Here is a 23,404-nt window from a genome sequence, read left to right as displayed (position 1 = left end):
TCTAACTGTGCTATGCAGTGTTAGTGTCCTCATCGAACGATCTGTTATACCGAACGAAACATACAACTAGGAGGAATTATATATTATGGAACTTCAATTAGCATTAGACTTGGTTAATATTCCTGATGGAATTGCACTTGTAAAAGAAGTAGAACCTTTTATCGATATCGTAGAAATTGGTACACCTATCGTTATTAACGAAGGTCTGCATGCTGTTAAAGCTATGAAAGATGCTTTCCCTAACTTGAAAGTACTAGCTGACCTTAAAATCATGGACGCTGGTGGTTATGAAGTTATGAAAGCTTCTGAAGCAGGTGCAGATATCGTAACTGTTCTAGGCGCAAGTAATGATCTAACTATCAAAGGTTGTGTAGACGAAGCTAAAAAACAACGTAGCAAAGTATTGGTTGATATGATCAATGTAAAAGATATCGCTACTCGCGCTAAAGAATTAGATGAGCTAGGCGTAGATTATATCTGTGTACACACAGGTTATGACGGTCAAGCAGCAGGTCAAAATCCGTTTGAAGATTTGGCTACAATCAAAAGTGTAGTTAAAAACTCTAAAACAGCAATCGCTGGCGGTATCAAATTAGAAACATTGCCTGAAGCGATCAAAGCTAACCCTGATCTAATCATCGTTGGTGGCGGAATTACGGGTCAAGACGATAAAGCTGGCGTAGCTTCTCAAATTCGCGACTTGATCACTAAAGGTTAATTAGATGAGTAACCAAGCAGGAATCTCTACACATTTTGACCGTATTGTTCAAGAATTAGAACGTACACTTGCAGCAATTCCTGAAGTCGAAGCAGAAGCATTGGTTCAACAGATTTTGACAGCACGTCAAATCTTTGTAGCTGGTGCTGGACGCTCCGGTCTTATGGCAAAAGCATTCGCTATGCGCTTAATGCAATTAGGTCTTGATGCTTATGTTGTCGGTGAGACAGTGACTCCGCGTGCTGGAAAAGGTGATTTGTTAATCATCGCTTCCGGTTCAGGAGAAACACAAGGCCTTGTACTGATGGCTGAAAAAGCGCAAAAAGCGGAAGTGACTATCGCTGCGGTTACTATTTTTCCTGAATCGACAATTGGTCAGAAGTCTGCTCTAACTGTCAAATTACCAGGTTCTCCCAAAGATCCAGCCGATCATAATCAATATGAGACTGTTCAACCGATGGGTTCTTTGTTTGAACAGACTGTATTATTATTTTTCGATGGATTGATGCTTCGCTTAATGGAACATCGTGGTGGAGATTCAGCAGCTATGTTTACCAATCACGCTAATTTAGAATAGAACGATTTTGAATGATATAACGTTGAAAATCCACAGAAGGATTCCCCTCCTTTTGTGGATTTTTTGTGTGTGATGAGACAAGATGAATGATTTAGGTTACACTATTAAAGTAACATAGTATCGAAAAGTTACGAAGATAATACTTTATCCCACACAGAGGTGACTATATATGTTGAAATTAGGCGTACTGGATCAATCCCATATTAACGAAGGCGAAGATGCAAAAGATGCTTTAGCCAATACATTAAAATTAGCGCAAGAAGCCGATCGGTTAGGTTTCTCAAGATTCTGGATGTCAGAACATCATGCTTCTCCAAGTCTGGCTCATTCTAGCCCTGAAGTATTAATCGCTCATGTAGCGGCACTCACTTCACGTATTCGTGTCGGTTCAGGTGGTATTATGCTTCCTCACTATAGTGCTTACAAAGTAGCAGAAAATTTCCGTCTATTAGAAGCACTATATCCTAACCGTATCGATCTTGGTGTCGGTCGTGCGCCTGGTGGTATGCCACTTGCGACACGTGCACTTCAAGAAGGTAAATTTCCATCAATGCATGCATCTGATCGCTATCCTCAACAGATTGTTGATCTAATTGCTTATATGAATGATGCTTTACCTGCGGATCACCGTTTTCCTGGATTAATCGCTGAACCTAGTATTGAGACAGCTCCTGAATTATGGTTGCTCGGTTCTAGTGGCGGAACGGCTGATCTGGCTGCAATGACCGGCGCTTCCTATGCCTTTGCTCAATTTTTTGGCACAGCCGGTGGTGAAGATGCTGTAGCTCACTATAAAGAGAACTTCAAACCTTCACTCATGTCTAACACTCCCAAATCACTTGCAGCAATTACTGTTTCTTGTGCAGATACAGAAGAAGAAGCAGAATATCATATGCGTAGCAATGATCTGTATTTCTTGATGCTACGTCAAAATAACCCGATGCCTTATTTACCTTCTGCCAAAACAGCAGCAGCATATCCATATACTGATTCAGAAAAAGCACATATTCAAGACACACGTCGCTTCCGCGTTGTCGGTACACCTGATCAGGTAAAAGAAAAAATGTTGCAGTTTGCTAAAGATTATCAAACCGATGAATTACTGGTTGTCTCAGCTATTCATAATACGGAAGCACGCTTGAAATCATATCGTTTGCTAGCAGAAGCTTTTGAACTTCAAGGCTAATTAGTGTCTAGGTTCGCGATTATTAGATTAACGTAGCATTTCACTTTGCTTTTGTTTATTTGATCGATATCGATACGTTATAAATAGCTATCATATTAATGATAGTGCTTTCTCTGTACTGGCTAAAAGTAAAAATAACTAACAAGGGAGCGACATATTATCGCTCCCTTTGATTTGATCATTATATGAATAAGTATAAATTTATACCTGGCTTAGACAATCAGCAGGAATATGACCTGACAACCAGACTTCATGCCCTGCAAAATAAAATGTCACCCCTGCTTCTAACGCACGAACGGTATCGACTTGTAAAAGAACTAATTTGCCTCTACGTTTACCTGCTAATTCGGCAAAATGTGTACTTGCTGATAAGTGGACATACTGACGACTCATAGACAAAAGCCCTTGCTCTAGTATTAATGGTAATGCTTTCTCATGTGTACCATGATATAAGATTTCCGGTGGTGTGCCTTGCTCGTATTGCACCTGAGTATGACTATGCCCATATCTGGCTTTGATGCGATCGTCATTGATTTCAAAGCGTTGTTTGTCGGATTGTCTGACTACCTGACGGATATCATCTTCTGTAATCTCGCTCCATCCTTTTTGCTCACGTAATACATGAACTAATTCTTCTAATGGACAAGAACCATCACGAGCATCTAACAGGATGCCATATTCCTCAGGAGTATGACGCAAAATCAAACTCATATATTTACTTAATTGTACTTCTTGTTTGGATGTTAACATCGGAAAGCTCCTTTAATATTAATTTGGAGTAGGTGTATACTCACTTTGAATTTTAAATGTTACTATGTACATACAGAGTACATACAGAAAATTGTACAAACACTTTAGAAAAAAATCATTAATTTCAGAAAATAGGAGAGAATATATGCAACCATCTGTCACTCAAGAACAAGTTTCACCTCAAAATGATCGTTTTCCAGCAGCTTTATTTTGTCTCACTGCTGGTGCTTTTGCTATTGGTATGACGGAATTTGTAATTATGGGACTTCTACCTAATGTAGCTAACGATCTTCATGTTACGATTCCGCAAGCAGGGCAACTGATTACAAGCTATGCACTCGGTGTAGCTGTAGGAGCACCTGTTTTGACTGTATTGACCCATCGGATTCCGCAGAAGCAATTACTCTGTTTGTTAATGATTATTTTTATACTGGGTAATGCGCTCGCTGTTATTGCTCCTAATTACGGATTATTAATGGCTTCAAGGCTAGTTACCGCTCTAGCACATGGTACTTTTCTAGGAGCAAGCTCATTAATTGCCGCTAGACTCGTACGACCGGAGAAAAGAGCCAGTGCAGTCTCGATGGTTCTTGCTGGACTGACCATTGCCAATATTATTGGTGTGCCTTTTGGAACTTTTATCGGGCAATATTTAGGCTGGCGCTCTTCATTCGGAGCTATCACGATTATGGGTATGATTTCGCTGATTGGTATCTTTTTCTTAATTCCAAAAATTGAACAATCTGGCCCTTCAAGTCTAGCCAAAGAATTCCGTAGTCTGATTAACCCACAAGTATTACTTATTTTGTTCACCGGTGCTTTTGGTTGCGGAAGTATGTTTACTGTATTTACTTACATTACCCCTCTCCTCACAGACGTGAGCGGATTTCAAGAACATAGTGTCACATGGATTCTGGTCATGTTCGGTGTAGGTGTAACATTAGGTAATATTATAGGGGGTAAGCTTGCAGATTGGAAGTTGATGCCTTCTTTAATTGCTACGTTTACGATCCTTGTCATCTTGTTAGTCATTCTGTCCAGCGTACTTCACAATCAGATATTAACGTTAGTATTTGTCTTTCTCTGGGGAGCAGCCGCTTTCGGGATTATGCCAGGTATCCAGATTCGCATTATGAATCTGGCTCATGAAGCGCCAAGACTTGCCGCGACTTCCAGTCACTCTGCACTGAATTTGGGCAATGCAGGGGGTGCTTTTCTCGGGGGTGTTGTGATTACACATCTTGGATTACCTTATGTGCCACTCATCGGCGGTGCTGTCGCAGTAGTCGGCATTTTGGGATCTATTCTTAGTTATTATCTAGTTGAAAAAAGAGCTGTAACCAAAACGATATAACAAAAAGCCGTTCAGTCGATCCTAATGATCACCGAACGGCTTTTATTTTATACTTTGATACCTTTATGATTGATTTGTAATGATTGCGGAGTAGATGTGATTGGTTTTACAGCTACTTTACTGACAGATACAGCTAATGTGGATGTACGTTTGATCGGCAATAAGTGACGTACTTGCCATGTTGTTGTCATCGTCCATGTGATCACTTTACCTGCAATCCATACGGCTAGAACCGTATACATTGTTTCTTTAAGCGGTAAATAGAACAGACAGATTAACAATACAATAGCATCACTTGCAAAAAATACATTACCGATTTTCCAACCGCTCCAATCACTGATCAACTTGGACAACACATCATCGCCTCCGGTCGCCCCACCATATCGTAGAACGATTCCTGCTCCTAAACCGGTTAACAACCCAGATAATACTGCGGCTGCTAGCAGGTTACCGTGCAGGTCCACCACAAACAACGATAATTGCTCAAATAATGAGTAAAATAGTGAAAACGATAGTGCTCCAATTAGTGTAAATAACATAAAGCGACGGCCTTTTAACCACCATGCCAGTAATATCACTGGTATATCCAGCAATAAAGCTGTCCAAGCAGGTGACCATCCAAATGCATATTTTCCTAATAAGGCTAATCCTACAAATCCGCCTTCTGATAATTGATTCTGAACATTAATGTGATAATAAGCAAACGCTAAAATCAAAGTTCCAAGCAGTATTATGGCAATCTGCCTTAATACTGTTTTATCCATTTGTTTTCTCCTCATACAAGCTCCCTCTATTTCTCGTAAGTTTGATCGATATCGACCGACTCTTACGTGAGGCAAACTTGGAGGACTTTGTCCTTCGCATACATGATTCCCTCTTCCGTTAGAGTTGGTCTATAGTGACTTGTTCTCTACGGAAGAGCTAAGTATAAGAGAGATCATAACGTTTCCAAACCGTCCTTTGGGGAAGTATCCTTCGGGGACCCATGGTATCCTGATCCTTTCGTTAATAGATTCTAAAGCTAAATTTATTATACCACAGGAACTGCCATGCTAAACAGCTTGCTTGTGTAAAAGATTTTTTTGAAATGTATATTCTATGTTAAAAAAGTAAATGTTCACGTTCTACTTCAAAGCCAATATACATTTCCATTTGTAGTTTTAAGCGTTCATAACTTTCAATAATACTGAATTGCTCATCCCGATCAAATCTTTCTTTTAAATGTTTAAATATCGAATCGTCTGTATTCTTATCATCACTTGAATACAATAATGTATATAGCATTTCAATATTCTCATGATTAGAATTAGTAAATCTAATATCTTTAGAAAAATACGTTAATTTAAACGTTAACAGAAAATGTAAAACATCTAAACGATATTCTAATTCACGATCAGATTGAATCTCTACCAAAAATCGCTTCAGATCGCCAATCAATTCTTCAAATGTTAAACCAACATGCCCCATCGCCTCATAAGTATATCTCCCTGTACCTGTACCCGTATCATGAGCCTGCCAATTGGAGCTCCAAATGATGTTCTTTATCGTTTCTTTCTGCTCTTTGCCATATAAAGCAATCCCTAGAATCAGTCCCGCATTACAATCGATAGAAGCATGTTTATCGCCCCATTCATATAAACGTTCGACAAAAGTATTATCATATAAACGAAAACTAAATATAGGTAAAAACTCATCAAATAAAGGTTTATTGATAGATTGTTCTAATTTATCTTTTAATTCTTGCTGATATGTTTTAATAGATAAATGAATTAATCCTAGACAAGCAAATGCACAGGTGTTCCACATTTCACTTTCTAATACATATTTTATTAATACAGGTATAGCTTGCTCTACTCCCATATAACCCAAAGCATGCAACACTTCGTAAGATACTTCTTCTGTCAGATCATTGTCTACAATAGAAAATTCATATAATGATTGGGCTATGTTTTTATCACCTAATCTCATAATAGGTTCTATCAATCTTCCCATTTCATAAGTTGAAGGATCTTGTATAAACTTAGAATACAACGCTTCGGCATCTTCTTGATTACCATAACGAATAATCGTATTTATGTATGCTTGGAATTTCTTATAATTAATATCTTTTGTTGAATGTAATTCATTTATGAATTTCTGTGTAATTTTGAGCATGTAATTTTTATTCCTCCAATTAGTATTACGATAAAAATGAATCTAGCCTTTACTTCTATGTTTTCTTAATCTACCAATTATAATACAAAAAAGCCTACATCATATCTATATGCAGGCTTTACAAGTGTTTACTTTTTGATCGTTGACTTAGGATCATTAACCAGTTTCTTTTTACCATTGATTAAAATAAATTTGCGTTCCCACAGACGTTCAGCACGCATAGCAACTTTGAACCATTTGAGAGAAGCACAGCGTTTGTCTGCCGACACAGCGAGTCCCCAATGAATCACTCTTGTTAAAATAGGTGAGACTTTCGTCATGTCGCGCAAAGGCTCTAACGTATCATGGAACAGACGCTTCGGCACATCAATAGGTGCTTTACCCTGACAGCAAAAATACATCGTAGCCGCCAAACTATAAATATCAGATACAGGTCCTTGCACAGAACGCCCTGAATAAAATTCAATCGGTGAGTATCCTGCTGTTGTCAGGATCGTATGTGTCTTTTCTTGATAGCGCACAGCCGAACCAAAATCAAGTAATTTGGTCTGCCCATCTTCGCCAATCAAAATATTGCTTGGACGGATATCACGATGAATATAACCGAGACTGTGTATGTATTCTAGAGCACGAATAACCAGACCAAGACGTTCTAACAAAAAATCGTTGGTGATTTCAGTTGGATGCTCTTCAATAAATTGATCCAACGTCATGCCTTTACAATATTCTGTCACTAGATAAGCGGTACCATTTTCTTCAAAATACTGCACATAACGTACAATCCCTTGATGATCAATCTGACTTAGAATCTCAGCTTCAGATCGAAACGTTTCCAGCATTTCTCTATATTTAGAACCTAGACCTGGTTCATGACAATCAATATTCCGACGATCCCTTTTACGTTGTACCAATGCACTTGGAAAAAATTCTTTTATAACATGAAGTGTACCCTGCTCGATATGCCTTGCTACATAGACGATAGATAATTCACTAACCGATAATGTCCTGCGAATCTGATATGTATTCGCAAGTGTATGGTTTCGGGCAAGGGCCGGATTGACTATTATTTTATTCATTCTACACCCCTTCGCACCTTCCCACAGCATAGCGGTTCCCCCATGTATGACGCCGTGCCGGTGAAGAATATGGATAACAGTCATGACTATGGCTGTCTACACAGACATTTTAGCATGAAACTTAACAAATGTGAGCAATTTCTCTGACAAATTTCACTTATTTCAGCAAATATTCTGGTTTTTTTTCATAATCCCAGAATATTTGCTGTTTTACTTACTAATATCAAGATTTATTTATAGTATCTCCCATTTCATGAACGTTATCAACGTTACTCCCGCATATCCAAATAAAGCTTTATATCCGTTAAGCACGTTCAGATAACCAATCACTTTCACGCATAATCCGAATAGCACTTTCTGCAATCTCAGCTACTCGTGAATCAGGATCATGACTAGCTGTATAGACCAACATCTTCTCGAACTCTTGCCATCCGATAAAGCTTGTAGCAAATACAGCCGATTGACGTACACGTACATCAGGATCACGAAGATACAATTGAAAAATGTGTAACACGTCAGCAGACGGTTCCCCATAAGAAGCGATCCCTAGACGACAAATCGCATCAATCTTCTGATCGACATGTTGATCGTGTAGACAACGATACTGAATATCTTTACTAGAATACACGATATCGCTTTGATCTAGATGATACGCTAATTGTTGACAAGCAGGCCCTGAAATCAACAAATATGGAATACTGGTAGACTGGTCGTTGATTAAATACACAAGTGTCGACTGATCTTCCATCACAAATGTAAAATATTCTGCTGACGCATGTTCATCTTTATCTTGTTTGGTGTCTAATTTAGCCAAATACGGCAAATGTGATAACGCTTCCAGTATATGAAGAAAAAGCATATTCGGTTTGGTGCATAAACGAATATCATTCATGCGAATACCTCCTCCTTTACTGATGGAATAGAGTTAGCTTACTTCAATTATAACAATATGTACCCATAAAAGAATAATTTTGCTAAAAAATGTAAAAATAATAATATAGAAACAGCTTCCCTTAGTATATAAGAGAAGCTGTACGCTTTAATACATAGTTACAATGTGATTCCACTTTGCCTCTATTCGTTCATAGACTATATTAACTACGTGCTGTATGCGGTTTGGCACTCCATTTTTTCTCGTCGGCTATTTGTTTTTCTTCGCTTGCACCAGCGACTGGAGGTTTGATCCATAGTGCAATTAAGAAGGACACGATACACAACATACCGATAACGATAAATGTAGGTTTGAATCCACCCATCCAAGCGGCGATAAACGAACCTGCCAAAGCCCCAATACCAAAACCTTGATAAACGATACCATAGTTTTTGCTATGATTTTTAAGTCCGAAGAAATCACTCACAATTGCAGGGAATACAGTAATGTTACCACCGAAGCAGAAAGCAATCGCTGCTACTGCTGCAAAGAAGATACTATAAGTTAATGGAATAAAGCTTAGAACAGCAACCGCTGCTGCTGTAACAATAAATGTACCGCAGATCACTTTCATACGTCCTACTTTATCAGACAATGCTCCTAAAATAATCCGTCCTGCTGTGTTGAAAATAGCGATCATCGCAACAGCATTCGCCGCTGTAGCCAAATCCAATCCTGCTAATTGTACACCGATATCTTTGACAATTCCGATTAAGTATAACCCACTCATACACGCTGTAAAGAACATAATAAATAGTAAGTATACTTGTTTGGTTTTGAGCATTTCTTTTACTGTATAATCATGAGTTACTACTGTAGCTGTTGGTTTGACAGCAGACGGCTGGCTATCGCCTACACGTTGTGCTGTACCTTTAGCTTGTGGAACGGTTGCACCAGATACATTCGCTTCCCGAATTAGACGAGAACCGATCACAATCATCAGCAATACGATAATACCCCAATATAAGAAGGTTGCCGATACGCCGACAGAACCGATAAATGCTCCGTTAATGTATTTGAAAATAAGACTTCCTGTTCCATATGCACCTACAGATATACCGGAGATTAATCCTTTACGTTCCGGGAACCATTTGATCAAATTAGAAAGTGATGTAATATATGCTGTACCATCAGCAAATCCGACAATCACCCCTGCTAACATATACAGTAAAGGTAAAGAGGATACTTGCGAACTAAGCATTAAGCCTGCACCAAGTACAATACCTGCTATACCGATCAGACGACGGATACCCCATTTTTCTTGTAATTTCCCAGCAAATAAAGTGGAAAATGCTAATGCAAAACTGGTAATCGAAAATGTAATCGCTACTGAACTTAAACCCCAACCGAATTTATCAACAAGAGGCTGGTTAAAAAGACTCCATGTATAAATCGTCCCCAGACCCATTTGCACAATAATAGTACCGAGTGCAATTAACCAGCGATTGACTGGAGGTTTGGTAGATTGTAATTGAGTGGTGTCTGCTTGATTGGATACGTTTTTCATGATCGATGTTCCTTTCCGTAAGGACCGCAAATTGTAGTGTTATATGGTTCGGAGAATTCTCTGTTTCCTATGACCAAATTATAACCCTACCTTTAATGTCACATTCCAAAAAAGGAATGAATTGCAGTATATACGGAATGAAATGCCTTTAGATACTCATGATCTGCCTGAACTCTTTGACCTTACTTCGGCTCACTGGAACTTCGTAATCCAGATCATGTAAACGCAGTAAATAAGTGTTATTAAACCAGGGCACAATTTCGCGGATTTTGGTAATATTTACGATATAAGAACGATGACAACGGAAAAAATATTCGTCCGGTAATGTATTTTGAAATTCTGAAATGCTTGAAGTCACTGTATATTCAGCTCGCTTGGTAAATACATTGGTTACTTTCTCACTGGCAGACGCATAATAGACATCATCTACAGGAATCACCTGAATTTTATCATTTTTCCATAAGCTGATTTTGCCTTGAAGTACATGAGAATGATGCGGAACATGAGTCGTACTGGCTGTTGTGGGTTGTCCTAACAATGCTAGTTCTCTAGAAGAGTCATGATCATCAGAAGAATACTCGGCGAGTTCTTTGTCTACAGGTTGTGAAGATAGCGGCTGTGAACCATGATCACGTTCATACGTATTTTCTAATTTACGTAGCATCGATGTCATCCGGGATTCACTATACGGCTTCAAAATATAATCAAACGCTTCAATTTCAAAAGCTTCTGCGGCATGTTCTTTGTACGCTGTAATAAAAATAATATAAGGCTTACGTGAAAATTTACTAATCGTATGTGCCAAAAACACACCGTCTAACGAAGGAATATTGATATCAAGAAAAATAGCGTCGACTTCATGATCCTGTACATATTTTAATACATCCATTCCATCGTCAAAACTGCCTACAATCTCGATCTGGCTATGGGTGCGAATATAATATTCTAATTCTTGTCTTGCCAGAAATTCATCTTCCACTACGATTGCTTTCATGATATCTCCTTTTTCACTTTAAACTGAATACGTGTGCCTCGTTCCAGACGCTGAATCTCTAGTCCTTCGCCGTAGATTAATTTCACCCGTTGATGCACATTAGACAGCCCGATTCGATTTTCAGGCATTTTACCATTGTAGACATTTGCAATAATTTCTTGATCGATACCTGCTCCTGTATCTTCCACACTAATCAGCACTTGATCGCCATGATCTTTCACAGACAGTGTCACTGTACCGGAACCTTTTCCTTTCAAAATACCATGAACAATCGCATTTTCGACTAATGGCTGAATAATAAGACTAGGAATTTTCACTTCTACTTCTTCATCCACATCATAGATGACAGTCAATTTATTACCAAATCGTGCTTTTTCGATCTCTACATAATTTACAACCTGACCCAGTTCTTTGTTAATATCGATCAATTGGTCACTCCATTCCAGACTATGACGAAGATAACCGGAAAGATTAATAATCATCTCGCGTGCATAATTTGGATCAATCCGAATCGATGAAGCAATTGCATTTAGCGCATTAAATAGAAAATGAGGGTTAATACTGGTCTGTAACGCTTTAATCTCAGCTTTGTTTGCCATTTCTTTCATTTGTTCAATCCGGGATACTTCCATCAGTGTTGAAATAATTTGCGATAGACCGACAGCTAATGTTTGTAGAGAATACGTAATTTTATGAGCTTTACGATAGTATATTTTGAGTGCGCCTGTGACAACTCCTTTTTCGGTCAAAGGAATAATAATTAGCGATTGGATATTAGGCACTTTGCCTTCTGCATCGTTATTACTAATCATAATTTCGCCACTACGAATCGTCTGTTTGGTTGCATCGGTTATAATTTCATGTCCGATATTATAATGATCTTCACCAAGTCCTACATAAGCTAAAATTAACTTTGTATCGGTGATCGCTACAGCATCTGCTTGAATATCTTCTTTGATAATACCGCATATTTTGCGTAACGATTCACTGTTAATCGATCTAAAATAAGGAAGTGTTTTGTTCGCGATATCCAGTGCTAACTTCGCTTGCCTTGCCGCTATATTTTCTTTTTCCCCTTCGACTCCTTGAACAAATAAAACGATTAAGCCTACACTCACCTGACCAAGAATCATCGGTAACGCAATAATCGATACAATTTCTCTACCCAATTGAGCAGGTTCCGCCATGACCAGAATCAAAAACATTGTTAACGCTTCGCAAAACATCCCTGCGATAATGCCGACGATCCAGCGTCGATTCCGTTTAATTTGTTTATGAATATAACCCGAGACAATTCCGGCAATAATACTCGTAATCAGACAGGGTAGCGAAGTCACTCCATCAATATCAATTAAGTAACGATGAAGCCCTGAGACTACGCCGGTCACAATCCCCACAGGCCAACCAAACAGAATACCACCTGCCATAACAGCGATAATGCGTACATTAACGAGCGATCCTTCTACATTGATACCGGTGTATGTTCCAAATACAGCAAATCCGCTAAAAATAATCGAAATAATCAGCAAATCTTTTTTAAATAAAATATCTTTCTGAAAAATCTGTCTAAAATGAGATAAGCGTGTCAAAAAGTATAAACAAATCAACAGCAAAGCTGCTCGTTCAAATAATTGTAATAGAATAATCACATTCACGTTATTGGTAAGCATCTGTTCCTCCAATATCAATGTTACAAAGTATAAGCTAGATATGATGTTCTTTTTCTACATCTTTTCTAGTGTACACTATTTTGTGACTGTGGATTGTGACACCTTTCAAAATAAACCCAATGACTCTGCTTATGACAGAATGATTGGGTTTAGATTGAAATATAGTTAGCACAGATAGTTAACCAAGTACAACACGATCATCTGCCATTTTGGTTCCGCTAATCTGTTCAAATTCAGACATTAATCGTTCGATCGTCAGATCCTTTTTGCGTTCTTCATCAATATCCAAAATAATTTTACCTTTATCCATCATAATCAGACGATTACCAAGACGGATCGCTTGCTCCATATTATGTGTAACCATCAGTGTAGTTAAGTTCATATCACGTACAATTTCTTTGGTTAGTGAAGTAATCAAATCGGCACGCGCCGGATCAAGTGCTGCTGTATGTTCGTCTAGTAACAGAATCTGTGGACGGGTAAATGTCGCCATTAATAGACTGAGCGCCTGACGTTCTCCGCCAGATAACATCCCGACTTTGGCACGTAACCGATTTTCCAATCCTATCCCTAGACGTGATAATTCTTGCTTGAAAAGCTGACGCCTTGCCGAAGTTACGCCAAAAGCAAAACCACGATTTTTACCACGACGATAAGCCATAGCTAGATTTTCTTCAATCGACATATGAGGAGCTGTCCCTGCCATCGGATCTTGAAATACACGTCCGATCCAGCGACTACGCTGATATTCTGGTAGATGTCCTACAGATTGCCCTTCAATCTTCACCAGACCTGTATCCGGTCGGATAACCCCTGAAATAATATTCATTAGAGTCGATTTGCCTGCACCATTACTACCAATCACAGTGACAAAATCACCTGGATTCAAATGAAGCTGAATCCCTATAAGAGCAATTTTTTCATCGACTGTACCCGGATTGAACAATTTAGAGACATTTTCGATATGTAGCATTACTGTTCACCTCCGGTTGGTTTGGAATAAGGCGCTGTCTGAATATTGCTTAATAATTCTGCAGAACGCTTTTTAGCTAATCCTTTTTGCTTTACTTTACTACGGATAGCCGGGAAAACCAGTGCAATAATAACGATAACAGCTGTTATTAATTTAAGATCAGAAGCTTCAAACCATTCGATTCGTAGCGCGGCTGTAACTACTATTCGGTATACAATCGAGCCTAAAATAACAGCTAACGTAGCTCTAAATACCGTTTTGGCACCAAAAATCGCTTCACCTATAATCACAGAAGCAAGTCCGATAACAATCATTCCGATCCCTGAAGTTGCATCTGCAAATGTAGATGTCTGAGCAACAAAAGCACCAGATAAAGCGACCAATCCATTGGAAAGACTCACACCAATAATCGTTGTTGTATCCGTATTAGCGCCCAGACTACGAATCATCCGCTTGTTATCACCGGTCGCTCGCAAAGCCAATCCCATATCTGTACGCAGAAAAGCATCTAACAACAATTTGCATACAATTACGATAATCAACATCAATGCAATTGGAGAGATATGATCAAATACCATTGCATTGCCAAAAATAGATACGTTAGGACTGCCCAAAATCCGCAAGTTGATCGAATATAATGCGATCATCATTAAAATACCGGATAATAATCCATTAATTTTACCTTTAGTATGAAGCAAGCCTGTGCATGCTCCTGCGGCAAGTCCTCCTGCAAAAGCGCCCAAACAAGCAAGCCACGGTGAATATCCATGTACGATCATAACGGCTGTGATAGCACTTCCTGTTGTAAAACTTCCATCTACCGTCAAATCAGGAAAATCCAAAATGCGAAATGTAATATATACACCTAATGCAAGCAACGCATATAACAATCCTAGTTGTAATGATCCTTCGCCTATTTTCAAAAATAAATCCATAAAATAAGCTCGCCCCTTTCTTCTTCATGCTGTCTATTGCTAATCGCTGTTGGTCATGCTTACCTTATCCAACCCCATGTACCAAAATAGGATGAACTCCAAAGAAGCTCATCCCATTTTGCATGATCTTATTTCTTTTTAACGACATGTGCAATAGGGTCATACAATGTGATTTTGTAACCTTATTTTATTGTGTTCGCGTCTATCATTACGTTTTTATTTCATTATTGAATTAAATTATTATCTGGATCTTTCACTTTGGCTTTCATTTCATCTGTCACTTTGATGCCTTGCGCTTCTGCGGCTTTGAGATTTAAGATCAAATCTAATTTTTCTTGCATCGCTACAGGCAAGTCACCTACATTTTTGCCATTTTTCAATACATCGACAGCCATTTGTCCGACTTGATAACCATGATCATAATATTTGAAGCCTACTGTAGCAAAAGCACCTTTTTCTACAGTATCCCGATCACTAGAGAAGAAAGGCATTTTGTTCGCATTGGCTAATTGAATAATCGTATCAACAGCACTAACTACCGAATTATCCAATGTAATATAAAAAGCATCTGCACGACCGACTAACGATTGTGCGGCTTGTTGAACTTCAGAAGTATTGGTTACTGCTGCTTTGATGAGTGTAATCCCATGTTTTTGAAAAGCTTCTTCTGCACGCTGTGCCATAATAACCGCATTAGGTTCACCTTCGTTGATAACAAGACCAATCGTTTTGATATCAGGCAATTCGGTACCGATAAAATCAGCCAGTTCTGTGATCGCTTCTGGATTTGTGTCTGATGCTCCAGATACGTTACCACCCGGCTTTTGTAGATCACTTACGATTTTGGCGCTTAATGGATCAGTGACTGCTGCAAAAAGAACAGGTGTATCTTTCACTTGACTTACTACCGCTTGCGCTGAAGGAGTAGCAATCGCCAGTACTAAATCGTTGTCACTTTGAGATAAAGTCTGTGCAATCGATAAGTTATTAGTGGAATCACCTTGTGCATTTTTATAATCGACTGTTAAATTCTGACCTTCTACAATGCCTGCATCTTTTAGCGCTGCTAGAAATCCTTTACGTGTCTCATCTAGAGAAGGATGCTCTACAATCTGTGAGATGCCAATTTTGTACGATTTGCTATCTGTACTACCTGCATCTCCTGAAGAAGCGCCTTCGTTTGCATTACTGCTACACCCTACTGCTGTCAACATCATCATTACCATACTTAGAGGTAAAATCCATTTCTGCTTCAAATTCATTGACGTGTAACCCCTCTCATCTCTAGTCTTAAGCTCTATATGTTCAGTACACTGAACTGCATCATTCAAACTGCAATGCCGTTTGAATGCGTTACAACTTTACTTAACGAAAGTAACAGTATAAAAAAAGGAAAGCTTTATACTTCACATTCGGTGAAATATTCTTAGCGTATTTTAATTTACTTTTAAGAGTATTCTCATCTATATCGATTATGCTAAGTAGGTATCCTCAACGTAAAGCATCAACTGAGAAAGGTGGAGAGCCTGAATGGATATGAAGAAAATCGTAGCAACCAGTTCGATCGCGATGACGCTAGCTATAAGTGGAACAGTCATTATCAGTCCACAAGCTCATGCATCAACGATAAGCAAAATCATCCCTAGTCGACTCGAACATACTATCACTACTACGTTATCCAACAATCAGACTCCAAAGCGTGATATGCAACAACTCATTTCAGAAAAATATAAACCATCGGTCTCAATTACTTCATTGACTGCAAATAGTCTACTGTCTACTTATCCATTATGGAATCTCGGCGACTTATTTGATGAAATAGCCAGTCTGCTTGGAATGACGAATCACGAATTGAAGCAACACTTGCAAGATGGAGATACGATTGCTCAAATCGCTGAACATCAAGGTATGGAAAAAACGAAAATTGCTGATATGTTGATCAATAACATAAGTACCATCTGGCAGCAATCATTAGCTGCTGGTCAAATTACACAAGCTCAATACGAACAATATATGACAGAAGTTGAAGATCAAGCACAGAGGATCATTAACAGTGCTATGTAAGAATAGGTTAATAAGGAAAATGTATATTGAATCTATATTAAAGCGCTAGACTATCGTAAGTCAATCTATAATTAGATATAGATGTGTAAAAAAGGAATATGCTGAAAAAGCGCTTGTTTATCTGTTTTTTCATATGTATGTTATAACGTATACCAAAAAGGAGAGCACGATCATCGTACTCTCCTTTTGCTTGCGTTTTTTTCTATCATCTCGATTTAATCCATTAACTCGCCTTGAAAAACTTGCTGTTTTTCAAGATACTCTCGCAAAGCAGCATACTCTGGTGAAGTCCAGAAAAATTCGTTACTCACTAATTTCACAGCATCGACACGAGCAATCTCTAACACTTCATAATCACTCATCATATCAGCCACTTTGAACTCCGGTAATCCACTTTGCTTGGTACCGAAAAACTCACCAGGCCCACGAATTTCTAGATCACGCCGGGACACTTCAAATCCATCTTCTGTCTCGGTCATAGCGCGCATCCGCTCTTGACCTGTTTCAGACTTCGGATCAGCTATCAATATACAGAATGAAGCATGTTCTCCCCGACCGACACGTCCGCGTAGCTGATGAAGTTGTGATAATCCAAATCGATCAGCATCCATAATAATCATCAGTGTTGCATTGGGAACATCGACCCCAACTTCTACAACCGTTGTAGAGACTAACAATTGAATATCATTACTGTAGAAGTGACGCATGGCTTCTTCTTTTTCTGTCGCATGCATACGTCCATGTAACAACCCTACTTTGTAATTTGGAAAAGCTTGATCCATCTGCACATACAGATCAATCGCATTTTGCACATCCAATTTGTCTGATTCTTCAATCAGTGGACAGATTAGATAGGCTTGTCGTCCTTGATCAATTTCACGTGCGATAAAGCCCATTACACGATCCATCATATTATGTTTTACCCAGTACGTATTGATCGGCTTACGTCCTTTAGGACGTTCTGCAATCGTTGATACATCCATATCTCCAAAAGCAGTAATAGCCAGTGTGCGCGGAATCGGTGTAGCGGTCATCGTTAGCACATCAGGATCAAAACCTTTGCGTCTCAAAATACTTCGCTGATTTACGCCAAAGCGATGCTGCTCATCAGTAACAACAACTCCTAGACTGCGAAAATACACTTCGTCTTGAATCAAAGCGTGTGTACCGACCAAAATATCGATCATCCCCATTTGCAGGGAAGCCAGCAGATCCTTCCGCTTGCGCCCAGTGACACTACTGGTTAACATCCCTACCGTTATGCCAAAAGGCTCAAACATCCGCTGTAGCGAGCGCATATGCTGTTCTGCTAGAATCTCGGTTGGTACCATCAATGCACCTTGATGTCCTGAACGCACAGTGGCAAATAAAGCGATCGCTGCGACTACTGTTTTGCCTGAACCTACATCTCCTTGGAGTAGACGATTCATGCTATACGGTGCGCGCATATCTTTCAAAATTTCTAATTCAACTTGTTTCTGTGCATCGGTCAATTCAAAAGGCAAACTACGCACAAATTCACGAATCGTTGCATTATCTGTAGTATGCACAATCCCGCTATTTCGCTTCCGATTAATATTGCGATACGCTTGTAATTTTAATTGGAACAGAAATAATTCTTCATAAACCATCCGGCGACGTGCTTGCTTGCCTTCATCAGTATCACCCGGTTGATGCAAATGACGAATCGCTTGCTTGCGTGATACAAGCTTATAACGTTGCATGATCTCTTGTGGCAAAATTTCAGGAATCATTTCACCATATTGATCAAGTGCTTTGCCGATCGTTTTGCGCATCCAGCCCTGTGTAATATTACCTCCTACCGAATAGACCGGTTGAAGACTCCCACTACGCTGTGTACCTTTATCAGGAAATTCAGAATCAAGGACAGTCATTTGCGAGCGACGTTGATCCCATTTGCCGGTTAGTATAATTTCACGACCAGAGGTTAATTGTTCTTTCAGATAATGACGGTTAAACCATGTCGCGGTAACCATCCAATCGTCGACCATCATTTTACAGGTCAGTCTTGATTTTTTGCCATATCGTTGTAGTACAGGTAGACCTACAATTTTGGCTTGCACCGTTATTTTTTCTCCGTCTTTCACTTCTAATAATGATCGAAGACGATAATCTTCATAGCGAAAAGGAAAATACTCCAGTAAATCAAGTATCGTATAGACGCCAAAGGCGTGAAGCTCTCCTTCTTTGAGAGCACTCACGCCGTTCACTTGCCGAACTGTAATCTGTTCTAGACTGATATTCATGTTCATCCCTCGTTTATGGCTGATCCGGCCACGCGAAGATTCCAAGTGTACGCGCTCCTGTATGGCTTCCCACTACAGAGCCGATGTCTGGGAGCACCAGCTCACCAATCTCGTAGTGTTCTTTGAACAACGCTAACAGTGGCTCGGTAGACTGTGGATCAGCTGTATGTCCCAAAGCTAGATTGATTTTATCTACTTTTAATTCTTGACGCATCATTTCAACAATACGCGCCATTGCTTTTTTCTGACCTCTTACTTTTTCCACTGCATAGATTTGTCCTTGTTCATCGATCGATAAGATTGGTTTCACATTGAGCAGTGTTCCAAGAACTGCTGATGCTCTACCAATCCGTCCACCTTTACGCAGATTTTCCAGATCATCGACGATAAAGTACAAGGAACGGCTTTTCAAAATATGTTCTACACCATCTATAATCTCATTGACCGTTTTCCCTTGCTCAGCCAGTCTAGCCGCATGTACTACAGCCATTCCAAAACCGTACGAAGCCGACTTGGAATCAAGTATCGTAATATGATCATCTTGATCGATCATCGATTTACCGATTAATGCTGATTGATACGTACCGCTAAGTCCTGATGATAAATGAATCGATACGATAGAAGCATCAGGATATTGCTCATGAATCGATTCGTACGCTTCTGCAAATTTGGCAGGAGCAGGTTGCGATGTGGTCGGCAATACAGATACAGACACCAGGCGGCGATAAAATTCGTCCGCCTGAATATCTACACCATCTTCAAATGTCTCTTCACCAAAAAACAAACTTAATGGGATAATCCGTATACCATACTGTTCTGCTAGAGTAGCTGGAATATCTGCTGTACTATCAGTCACGATTATCGTATGTGCCATCGTTTCTCCCTCCTATCGTTCCTATTCTCAAGATTCCACCGAGAATAAATAATGGTAAACCGGTTGACCACCTTCATGCATCTCAATCTCTGCATCAGGATATGTTTCTTGAAGCCAGCCCATCAGAGCAGTCGTATCTTGATCATCTGCATCGTTACCTACTAATACGGTGACGACTTCTTGCCCTTCTTCAATCATGTTGGACAATAGTTGCTGACAGGTTGTAAGCATAAGATCACTAGCGGCTACAATTTTGGAATTGTAAATTCCGATATATTGTCCTTCTTTAATATTCATCTCTTCAATCACTGTATCACGTACAGCGTTGGTCACTTGACCGGACTTCACATGTTGCAAAGCTTCATTCATATTGCTCTGATTGACACTGACCTCTTCATCTTCCTGAAAAGCAAAAGCAGCCGCTATACCCTGTGGAATACTTTTACTCGGAATAACAGTGATATGATGCGTTTCTTCTAATAAGTCTTTGGCTTGTTGAGCCGCCAGTACAATATTAGAGTTATTCGGCAAAATAAAGATATGATCAGCAGACATACTTTCAACTGCTTTTACAAAATCTTCTGTACTTGGATTCATGGTCTGTCCACCGGATAAGATCACATCTACACCTAGACTTTTGAAAATATCAGAGATACCGTCACCTGCTGATACTGCGATAAAGCCATAAGGTGCTACCTCTTCCGCAGGCGGTGTCGCTGTTTCTTGAGCTGTCAAAGGTTGGGTTGGCATTTCTGCAAATACGTCTGGAGATGGAGCAATATCCAAGCCTGCTGATAATAGATCACGATGTTGCTCACGCATATTCAAAATATGAATCTGTGTAATTTCACCATATCGTAATGCCAAGTTCAATACTTCCCCAGGTGCTTTGGAATGCACATGTACTTTGACGACTTCATCATCTGCAATCACAATAATCGAATCTCCATTGATCGAAAGCTCTTGACGGAAAGATTCTTCATGAAAAGGAGCATTTTTGATATCACCGATCTGACGATTGATAAAGAACTCCATATCGTATAAAAACTCAATATCTTCCGTTTCGATACGTGATTGAGCAGAATGATCTGTTGTTGTCGCTAATCCTTTCGCTTTATCCAAAGCGACGCTAGAACCATGTACAGGCACACTTTCTCCAATATTGGCATAGATATCTGCCTGATCTTGATTTACTTTTTGATCTTGATTCACTTCATAACCGTTTTGCAAATAATTATAGAATCCTTCATAGATGTAGACTAATCCTTGTCCACCAGAGTCGACAACGCCTACCTGCTTGAGGATCGGTAACATTTCTTGAGTCTGTGCTAATGTTTCTTGAGCACGTTTAAGTACTTCGCCCATCAACTCGGTAATATCAGTCGTGCGACGTGAATAATATAATGCATGCTTGGCTGCTTCTTTGGCAACGGTTAAGATCGTTCCTTCTACTGGCTTGACTACAGCTTTGTACGCAGATTCCACTCCACTTTGAAGAGCTGCGGCAAATTGATTGGCATTTAATTCTTCATAAGAAGCTACCGAACGACTAAATCCGCGGAATAATTGCGATAAAATAACGCCAGAATTACCGCGTGCGCCCATTAATAATCCTTTAGACAATACTGTTGCAGTAGAGCCTATTACTGCTGAATGATTACGTTTTAATTCGGTTACACCCGCAGTCATAGTCAAATTCATATTGGTTCCTGTGTCTCCATCAGGTACCGGAAACACATTGAGGGAATTGACGTGTTCTGCATGTTGTTGCAATCGCTCTGCTCCAGCAAGCACCATAGCGGTGAAATCAGTCCCATTTAAAAAACGCTTACTCAATGAAAATTCCCCTTCCTCATCATACCTATACATCCTGCCGGTTCATATTTCGGTCAGGATATTCATTTTTATTTGTAGTTAAGTTTGTTGAAAAGCAATAGGTGTATTTCTATGGACTATAACAGACTATCATCTATCGTTGCCACTCTATCCATTACCACCATACCTATAAATTAGAACCTTGTCCTTGTATCAAGTACCAAAAATAGGCAAGAAGGTATAAGGAATAGACGATTTCTTCTCCAACCTTCTGAAATCATCAATTCAATTACATTTAATATCCGACAAAAAGATAGACGTCGAACTATTTTACATTGTACTATAACCTACCATAGAAATAAATAAAGTATTTGACACTGTTGACTATAGCCAAATCGTTATGCTAATATGGTAGAAGTGTTGTTTTCATGCAGTTTTTTTGGAAATAGGAGGTGTAACTATGGCTCGCAAATGTTATGTAACAGGTAAAAAACCTGGTAGTGGTAATACTGTTTCTCACGCTAATAACCGCAATCGTCGTACTTGGGGCGTGAACGTTCAAAAAGTTCGCATCTTGGTAGACGGTAAACCAAAACGCGTATATGTCAGCACCCGTGCTTTGAAATCCGGTAAAGTGACTCGCGTATAATTTACGGCTAATACATTAAGTATTATATGTAATGATGAAAAGCATCTCTAGCGATAGGGATGTTTTTTTGATGTCTGGATGACCTATTTTTACTTCGCTATCATATTTTCTTTGTCATCACCATTGAAGATTCATTTTATATATACCAAAAAACCAGTAATTCATATCTATGTGATAATGATTACTGGTTTTTGTATAGTTTTTGTATGATCGATACTTTTAAATTGATATGAAATACGAAAGATTTAGTTCAGACTATCTCGAATACTTTGAATCGCTTTGGCACGATCAGGCGCTCCAAATATCGCACTTCCTGCTACCAATACATCTGCACCTGCATCTACCACTAATTTGGCAGTTGTTGCCGAGATGCCTCCATCCACTTCGATATGAAAAGCAGTATGACCTTTAGCATTTGCCCAATCACGTAGTTGTTTGACTTTATCCACCATACGTGGGATAAATGCTTGTCCTCCGAATCCCGGATTTACAGTCATAACAAGCACCATATCCAAATCATCCAATACTTCTTCTATCGCAGAGATAGGCGTTGCAGGATTCAAAGCTACTCCTGCTTTGACACCATGTTCTTTGATCAAATGAATGACACGATGTAAATGTACACATGCTTCTGCATGTACCGTAATCATATGTGCGCCTGCTTTAACAAAATCAGCAATATAATTTTCTGGATTTTCGATCATAAGATGAACATCTACGAATAGTCCTGTATGTGGAGCAACAGCCTGTAATACAGGAGCACCAAATGTGATGTTAGGTACAAAATGTCCATCCATTACATCGACATGTAACCAGTCTGCACCACTGCGTTCTATTTCTGCGATTTCTGCACCTAATTTGGCGAAGTCGGCTGACAAGATCGAAGGCGCGATTTTGATAGAATTCATAG

21 protein-coding genes are annotated in these 23,404 nt (G+C 39.3%); 6 read left to right on the top strand and 15 right to left on the bottom strand.

Annotated features, from left to right (window positions below; all coding sequences use genetic code 11):
• The first annotated feature begins 85 nt into the window (after positions 1-85).
• From hxlA to ACFSGI_RS06740, 3 genes are all read left to right on the top strand, one after another.
• Positions 86-718: a 3-hexulose-6-phosphate synthase gene (gene hxlA / locus ACFSGI_RS06750; RefSeq protein WP_204823392.1), complete on the top strand. Its 633-nt coding sequence runs from the start codon at positions 86-88 to the stop codon at positions 716-718.
• Between the two features lie 4 nt (positions 719-722).
• Entirely contained in the window at positions 723-1,295 is a 573-nt protein-coding gene (gene hxlB, locus ACFSGI_RS06745; RefSeq protein WP_204823391.1) for a 6-phospho-3-hexuloisomerase, read from the top strand.
• A gap of 169 nt (positions 1,296-1,464) precedes the next feature.
• Positions 1,465-2,481 (top strand): LLM class flavin-dependent oxidoreductase, encoded by a 1,017-nt coding sequence (locus ACFSGI_RS06740; RefSeq protein WP_204823390.1) that lies wholly within the window; start codon positions 1,465-1,467, stop codon positions 2,479-2,481.
• A gap of 201 nt (positions 2,482-2,682) precedes the next feature.
• Here ACFSGI_RS06740 and ACFSGI_RS06735 read toward each other — a convergent pair whose 3' ends face one another.
• The gene (locus tag ACFSGI_RS06735) at positions 2,683-3,231 is read right to left on the bottom strand and encodes an RNA 2'-phosphotransferase (protein WP_204823389.1); all 549 of its coding nucleotides are present in this window, start codon (positions 3,229-3,231) and stop codon (positions 2,683-2,685) included.
• A 145-nt stretch (positions 3,232-3,376) separates the two neighbouring features.
• Here ACFSGI_RS06735 and ACFSGI_RS06730 point away from each other — a divergent pair, with 145 nt between their 5' ends.
• A complete protein-coding gene (locus ACFSGI_RS06730) occupies positions 3,377-4,585 on the top strand; it encodes an MFS transporter (RefSeq protein ID WP_204823388.1) in 1,209 nt (402 codons plus the stop codon).
• A 47-nt stretch (positions 4,586-4,632) separates the two neighbouring features.
• Here the strand turns inward: ACFSGI_RS06730 and ACFSGI_RS06725 are convergent, their stop codons facing one another.
• The 10 genes from ACFSGI_RS06725 to ACFSGI_RS06680 form a co-directional block, all read right to left on the bottom strand.
• Positions 4,633-5,349 carry a YitT family protein gene (locus tag ACFSGI_RS06725; protein WP_379282761.1) on the bottom strand — a complete coding sequence of 239 codons (717 nt, stop codon included), beginning with the start codon at positions 5,347-5,349 and terminating at the stop codon, positions 4,633-4,635.
• Positions 5,350-5,686: 337 nt separating this feature from the next.
• Positions 5,687-6,739: a HEAT repeat domain-containing protein gene (locus tag ACFSGI_RS06720; protein ID WP_204823386.1), complete on the bottom strand. Its 1,053-nt coding sequence runs from the start codon at positions 6,737-6,739 to the stop codon at positions 5,687-5,689.
• 128 nt (positions 6,740-6,867) lie between these two features.
• Positions 6,868-7,815, bottom strand: a complete 948-nt coding sequence (locus tag ACFSGI_RS06715) for a serine/threonine protein kinase (protein WP_379282758.1) — start codon at positions 7,813-7,815, stop codon at positions 6,868-6,870.
• A gap of 304 nt (positions 7,816-8,119) precedes the next feature.
• Positions 8,120-8,707: a hypothetical protein gene (locus ACFSGI_RS06710; RefSeq protein WP_204823385.1), complete on the bottom strand. Its 588-nt coding sequence runs from the start codon at positions 8,705-8,707 to the stop codon at positions 8,120-8,122.
• 202 nt (positions 8,708-8,909) lie between these two features.
• Positions 8,910-10,253 carry an L-lactate MFS transporter gene (locus tag ACFSGI_RS06705; protein ID WP_204823384.1) on the bottom strand — a complete coding sequence of 448 codons (1,344 nt, stop codon included), beginning with the start codon at positions 10,251-10,253 and terminating at the stop codon, positions 8,910-8,912.
• Between the two features lie 148 nt (positions 10,254-10,401).
• Positions 10,402-11,247 carry a LytR/AlgR family response regulator transcription factor gene (locus ACFSGI_RS06700; protein WP_204823383.1) on the bottom strand — a complete coding sequence of 282 codons (846 nt, stop codon included), beginning with the start codon at positions 11,245-11,247 and terminating at the stop codon, positions 10,402-10,404.
• Positions 11,244-12,917, bottom strand: coding sequence for a LytS/YhcK type 5TM receptor domain-containing protein (locus ACFSGI_RS06695; RefSeq protein ID WP_379282755.1), 1,674 nt, complete (start codon positions 12,915-12,917; stop codon positions 11,244-11,246). The genes ACFSGI_RS06700 and ACFSGI_RS06695 overlap by 4 nt, the downstream gene beginning before the upstream one ends.
• A 178-nt stretch (positions 12,918-13,095) precedes the next feature.
• Positions 13,096-13,890, bottom strand: a complete 795-nt coding sequence (locus tag ACFSGI_RS06690) for an ABC transporter ATP-binding protein (RefSeq protein ID WP_204823382.1) — start codon at positions 13,888-13,890, stop codon at positions 13,096-13,098.
• Positions 13,890-14,825 (bottom strand): ABC transporter permease, encoded by a 936-nt coding sequence (locus ACFSGI_RS06685; RefSeq protein WP_204823381.1) that lies wholly within the window; start codon positions 14,823-14,825, stop codon positions 13,890-13,892. Before ACFSGI_RS06685 ends, ACFSGI_RS06690 begins: the two co-directional genes overlap by 1 nt.
• A 224-nt stretch (positions 14,826-15,049) precedes the next feature.
• Positions 15,050-16,087: an ABC transporter substrate-binding protein gene (locus tag ACFSGI_RS06680; RefSeq protein ID WP_379282752.1), complete on the bottom strand. Its 1,038-nt coding sequence runs from the start codon at positions 16,085-16,087 to the stop codon at positions 15,050-15,052.
• A gap of 268 nt (positions 16,088-16,355) precedes the next feature.
• Here ACFSGI_RS06680 and ACFSGI_RS06675 point away from each other — a divergent pair, with 268 nt between their 5' ends.
• Positions 16,356-16,889: a hypothetical protein gene (locus tag ACFSGI_RS06675; RefSeq protein ID WP_204823380.1), complete on the top strand. Its 534-nt coding sequence runs from the start codon at positions 16,356-16,358 to the stop codon at positions 16,887-16,889.
• Positions 16,890-17,104: 215 nt separating this feature from the next.
• On the opposite strand, the gene recG is transcribed toward ACFSGI_RS06675, so the two are convergent.
• The 3 genes from recG to ACFSGI_RS06660 are packed head-to-tail and all read right to left on the bottom strand — an operon-like array spanning position 17,105 to position 21,866.
• Positions 17,105-19,156, bottom strand: a complete 2,052-nt coding sequence (gene recG / locus ACFSGI_RS06670) for an ATP-dependent DNA helicase RecG (RefSeq protein ID WP_204824928.1) — start codon at positions 19,154-19,156, stop codon at positions 17,105-17,107.
• 13 nt (positions 19,157-19,169) lie between these two features.
• The gene (locus ACFSGI_RS06665; RefSeq protein ID WP_204823379.1) at positions 19,170-20,030 is read right to left on the bottom strand and encodes a DegV family protein; all 861 of its coding nucleotides are present in this window, start codon (positions 20,028-20,030) and stop codon (positions 19,170-19,172) included.
• A gap of 27 nt (positions 20,031-20,057) precedes the next feature.
• A complete protein-coding gene (locus ACFSGI_RS06660; RefSeq protein WP_204823378.1) occupies positions 20,058-21,866 on the bottom strand; it encodes a DAK2 domain-containing protein in 1,809 nt (602 codons plus the stop codon).
• Between the two features lie 439 nt (positions 21,867-22,305).
• Here ACFSGI_RS06660 and rpmB point away from each other — a divergent pair, with 439 nt between their 5' ends.
• Positions 22,306-22,494, top strand: a complete 189-nt coding sequence (gene rpmB / locus ACFSGI_RS06655) for a 50S ribosomal protein L28 (RefSeq protein WP_069329046.1) — start codon at positions 22,306-22,308, stop codon at positions 22,492-22,494.
• A 245-nt stretch (positions 22,495-22,739) separates the two neighbouring features.
• Here rpmB and rpe read toward each other — a convergent pair whose 3' ends face one another.
• On the bottom strand, positions 22,740-23,402 hold the full coding sequence (gene rpe, locus ACFSGI_RS06650; RefSeq protein WP_204823377.1) for a ribulose-phosphate 3-epimerase: 663 nt from the start codon (positions 23,400-23,402) through the stop codon (positions 22,740-22,742).
• Between the last annotated feature and the right edge of the window lie 2 nt (positions 23,403-23,404).

Origin of the sequence: Paenibacillus nicotianae (genome assembly GCF_042681745.1) — a bacterium.
Taxonomy (GTDB): Bacteria; Bacillota; Bacilli; order Paenibacillales; family Paenibacillaceae; genus Saccharibacillus; species Saccharibacillus nicotianae.
Note: the sequence above shows the minus strand (reverse complement) of the source record. Positions and strands in the feature narration are given on the sequence as shown.

Excerpts from the sequence above, each read along its gene's own strand:
- ACFSGI_RS06730 (WP_204823388.1), top strand. The coding sequence starts at position 3,377 with ATGCAACCATCTGTCACTCAAGAACAAGTTTCACCTCAAAATGATCGT.
- ACFSGI_RS06720 (WP_204823386.1), bottom strand. The coding sequence starts at position 6,739 with ATGCTCAAAATTACACAGAAATTCATAAATGAATTACATTCAACAAAA.
- ACFSGI_RS06740 (WP_204823390.1), top strand. The coding sequence starts at position 1,465 with ATGTTGAAATTAGGCGTACTGGATCAATCCCATATTAACGAAGGCGAA.
- rpmB (WP_069329046.1), top strand. The coding sequence starts at position 22,306 with ATGGCTCGCAAATGTTATGTAACAGGTAAAAAACCTGGTAGTGGTAAT.
- ACFSGI_RS06695 (WP_379282755.1), bottom strand. The coding sequence starts at position 12,917 with ATGCTTACCAATAACGTGAATGTGATTATTCTATTACAATTATTTGAA.
- hxlB (WP_204823391.1), top strand. The coding sequence starts at position 723 with ATGAGTAACCAAGCAGGAATCTCTACACATTTTGACCGTATTGTTCAA.
- ACFSGI_RS06680 (WP_379282752.1), bottom strand. The coding sequence starts at position 16,087 with ATGAATTTGAAGCAGAAATGGATTTTACCTCTAAGTATGGTAATGATG.
- ACFSGI_RS06735 (WP_204823389.1), bottom strand. The coding sequence starts at position 3,231 with ATGTTAACATCCAAACAAGAAGTACAATTAAGTAAATATATGAGTTTG.
- ACFSGI_RS06705 (WP_204823384.1), bottom strand. The coding sequence starts at position 10,253 with ATGAAAAACGTATCCAATCAAGCAGACACCACTCAATTACAATCTACC.
- hxlA (WP_204823392.1), top strand. The coding sequence starts at position 86 with ATGGAACTTCAATTAGCATTAGACTTGGTTAATATTCCTGATGGAATT.
- ACFSGI_RS06675 (WP_204823380.1), top strand. The coding sequence starts at position 16,356 with ATGGATATGAAGAAAATCGTAGCAACCAGTTCGATCGCGATGACGCTA.
- ACFSGI_RS06665 (WP_204823379.1), bottom strand. The coding sequence starts at position 20,030 with ATGGCACATACGATAATCGTGACTGATAGTACAGCAGATATTCCAGCT.
- ACFSGI_RS06690 (WP_204823382.1), bottom strand. The coding sequence starts at position 13,890 with ATGCTACATATCGAAAATGTCTCTAAATTGTTCAATCCGGGTACAGTC.
- ACFSGI_RS06725 (WP_379282761.1), bottom strand. The coding sequence starts at position 5,349 with ATGGATAAAACAGTATTAAGGCAGATTGCCATAATACTGCTTGGAACT.
- ACFSGI_RS06700 (WP_204823383.1), bottom strand. The coding sequence starts at position 11,247 with ATGAAAGCAATCGTAGTGGAAGATGAATTTCTGGCAAGACAAGAATTA.
- ACFSGI_RS06685 (WP_204823381.1), bottom strand. The coding sequence starts at position 14,825 with ATGGATTTATTTTTGAAAATAGGCGAAGGATCATTACAACTAGGATTG.
- rpe (WP_204823377.1), bottom strand. The coding sequence starts at position 23,402 with ATGAATTCTATCAAAATCGCGCCTTCGATCTTGTCAGCCGACTTCGCC.
- ACFSGI_RS06710 (WP_204823385.1), bottom strand. The coding sequence starts at position 8,707 with ATGAATGATATTCGTTTATGCACCAAACCGAATATGCTTTTTCTTCAT.
- ACFSGI_RS06715 (WP_379282758.1), bottom strand. The coding sequence starts at position 7,815 with ATGAATAAAATAATAGTCAATCCGGCCCTTGCCCGAAACCATACACTT.
- recG (WP_204824928.1), bottom strand. The coding sequence starts at position 19,156 with ATGAATATCAGTCTAGAACAGATTACAGTTCGGCAAGTGAACGGCGTG.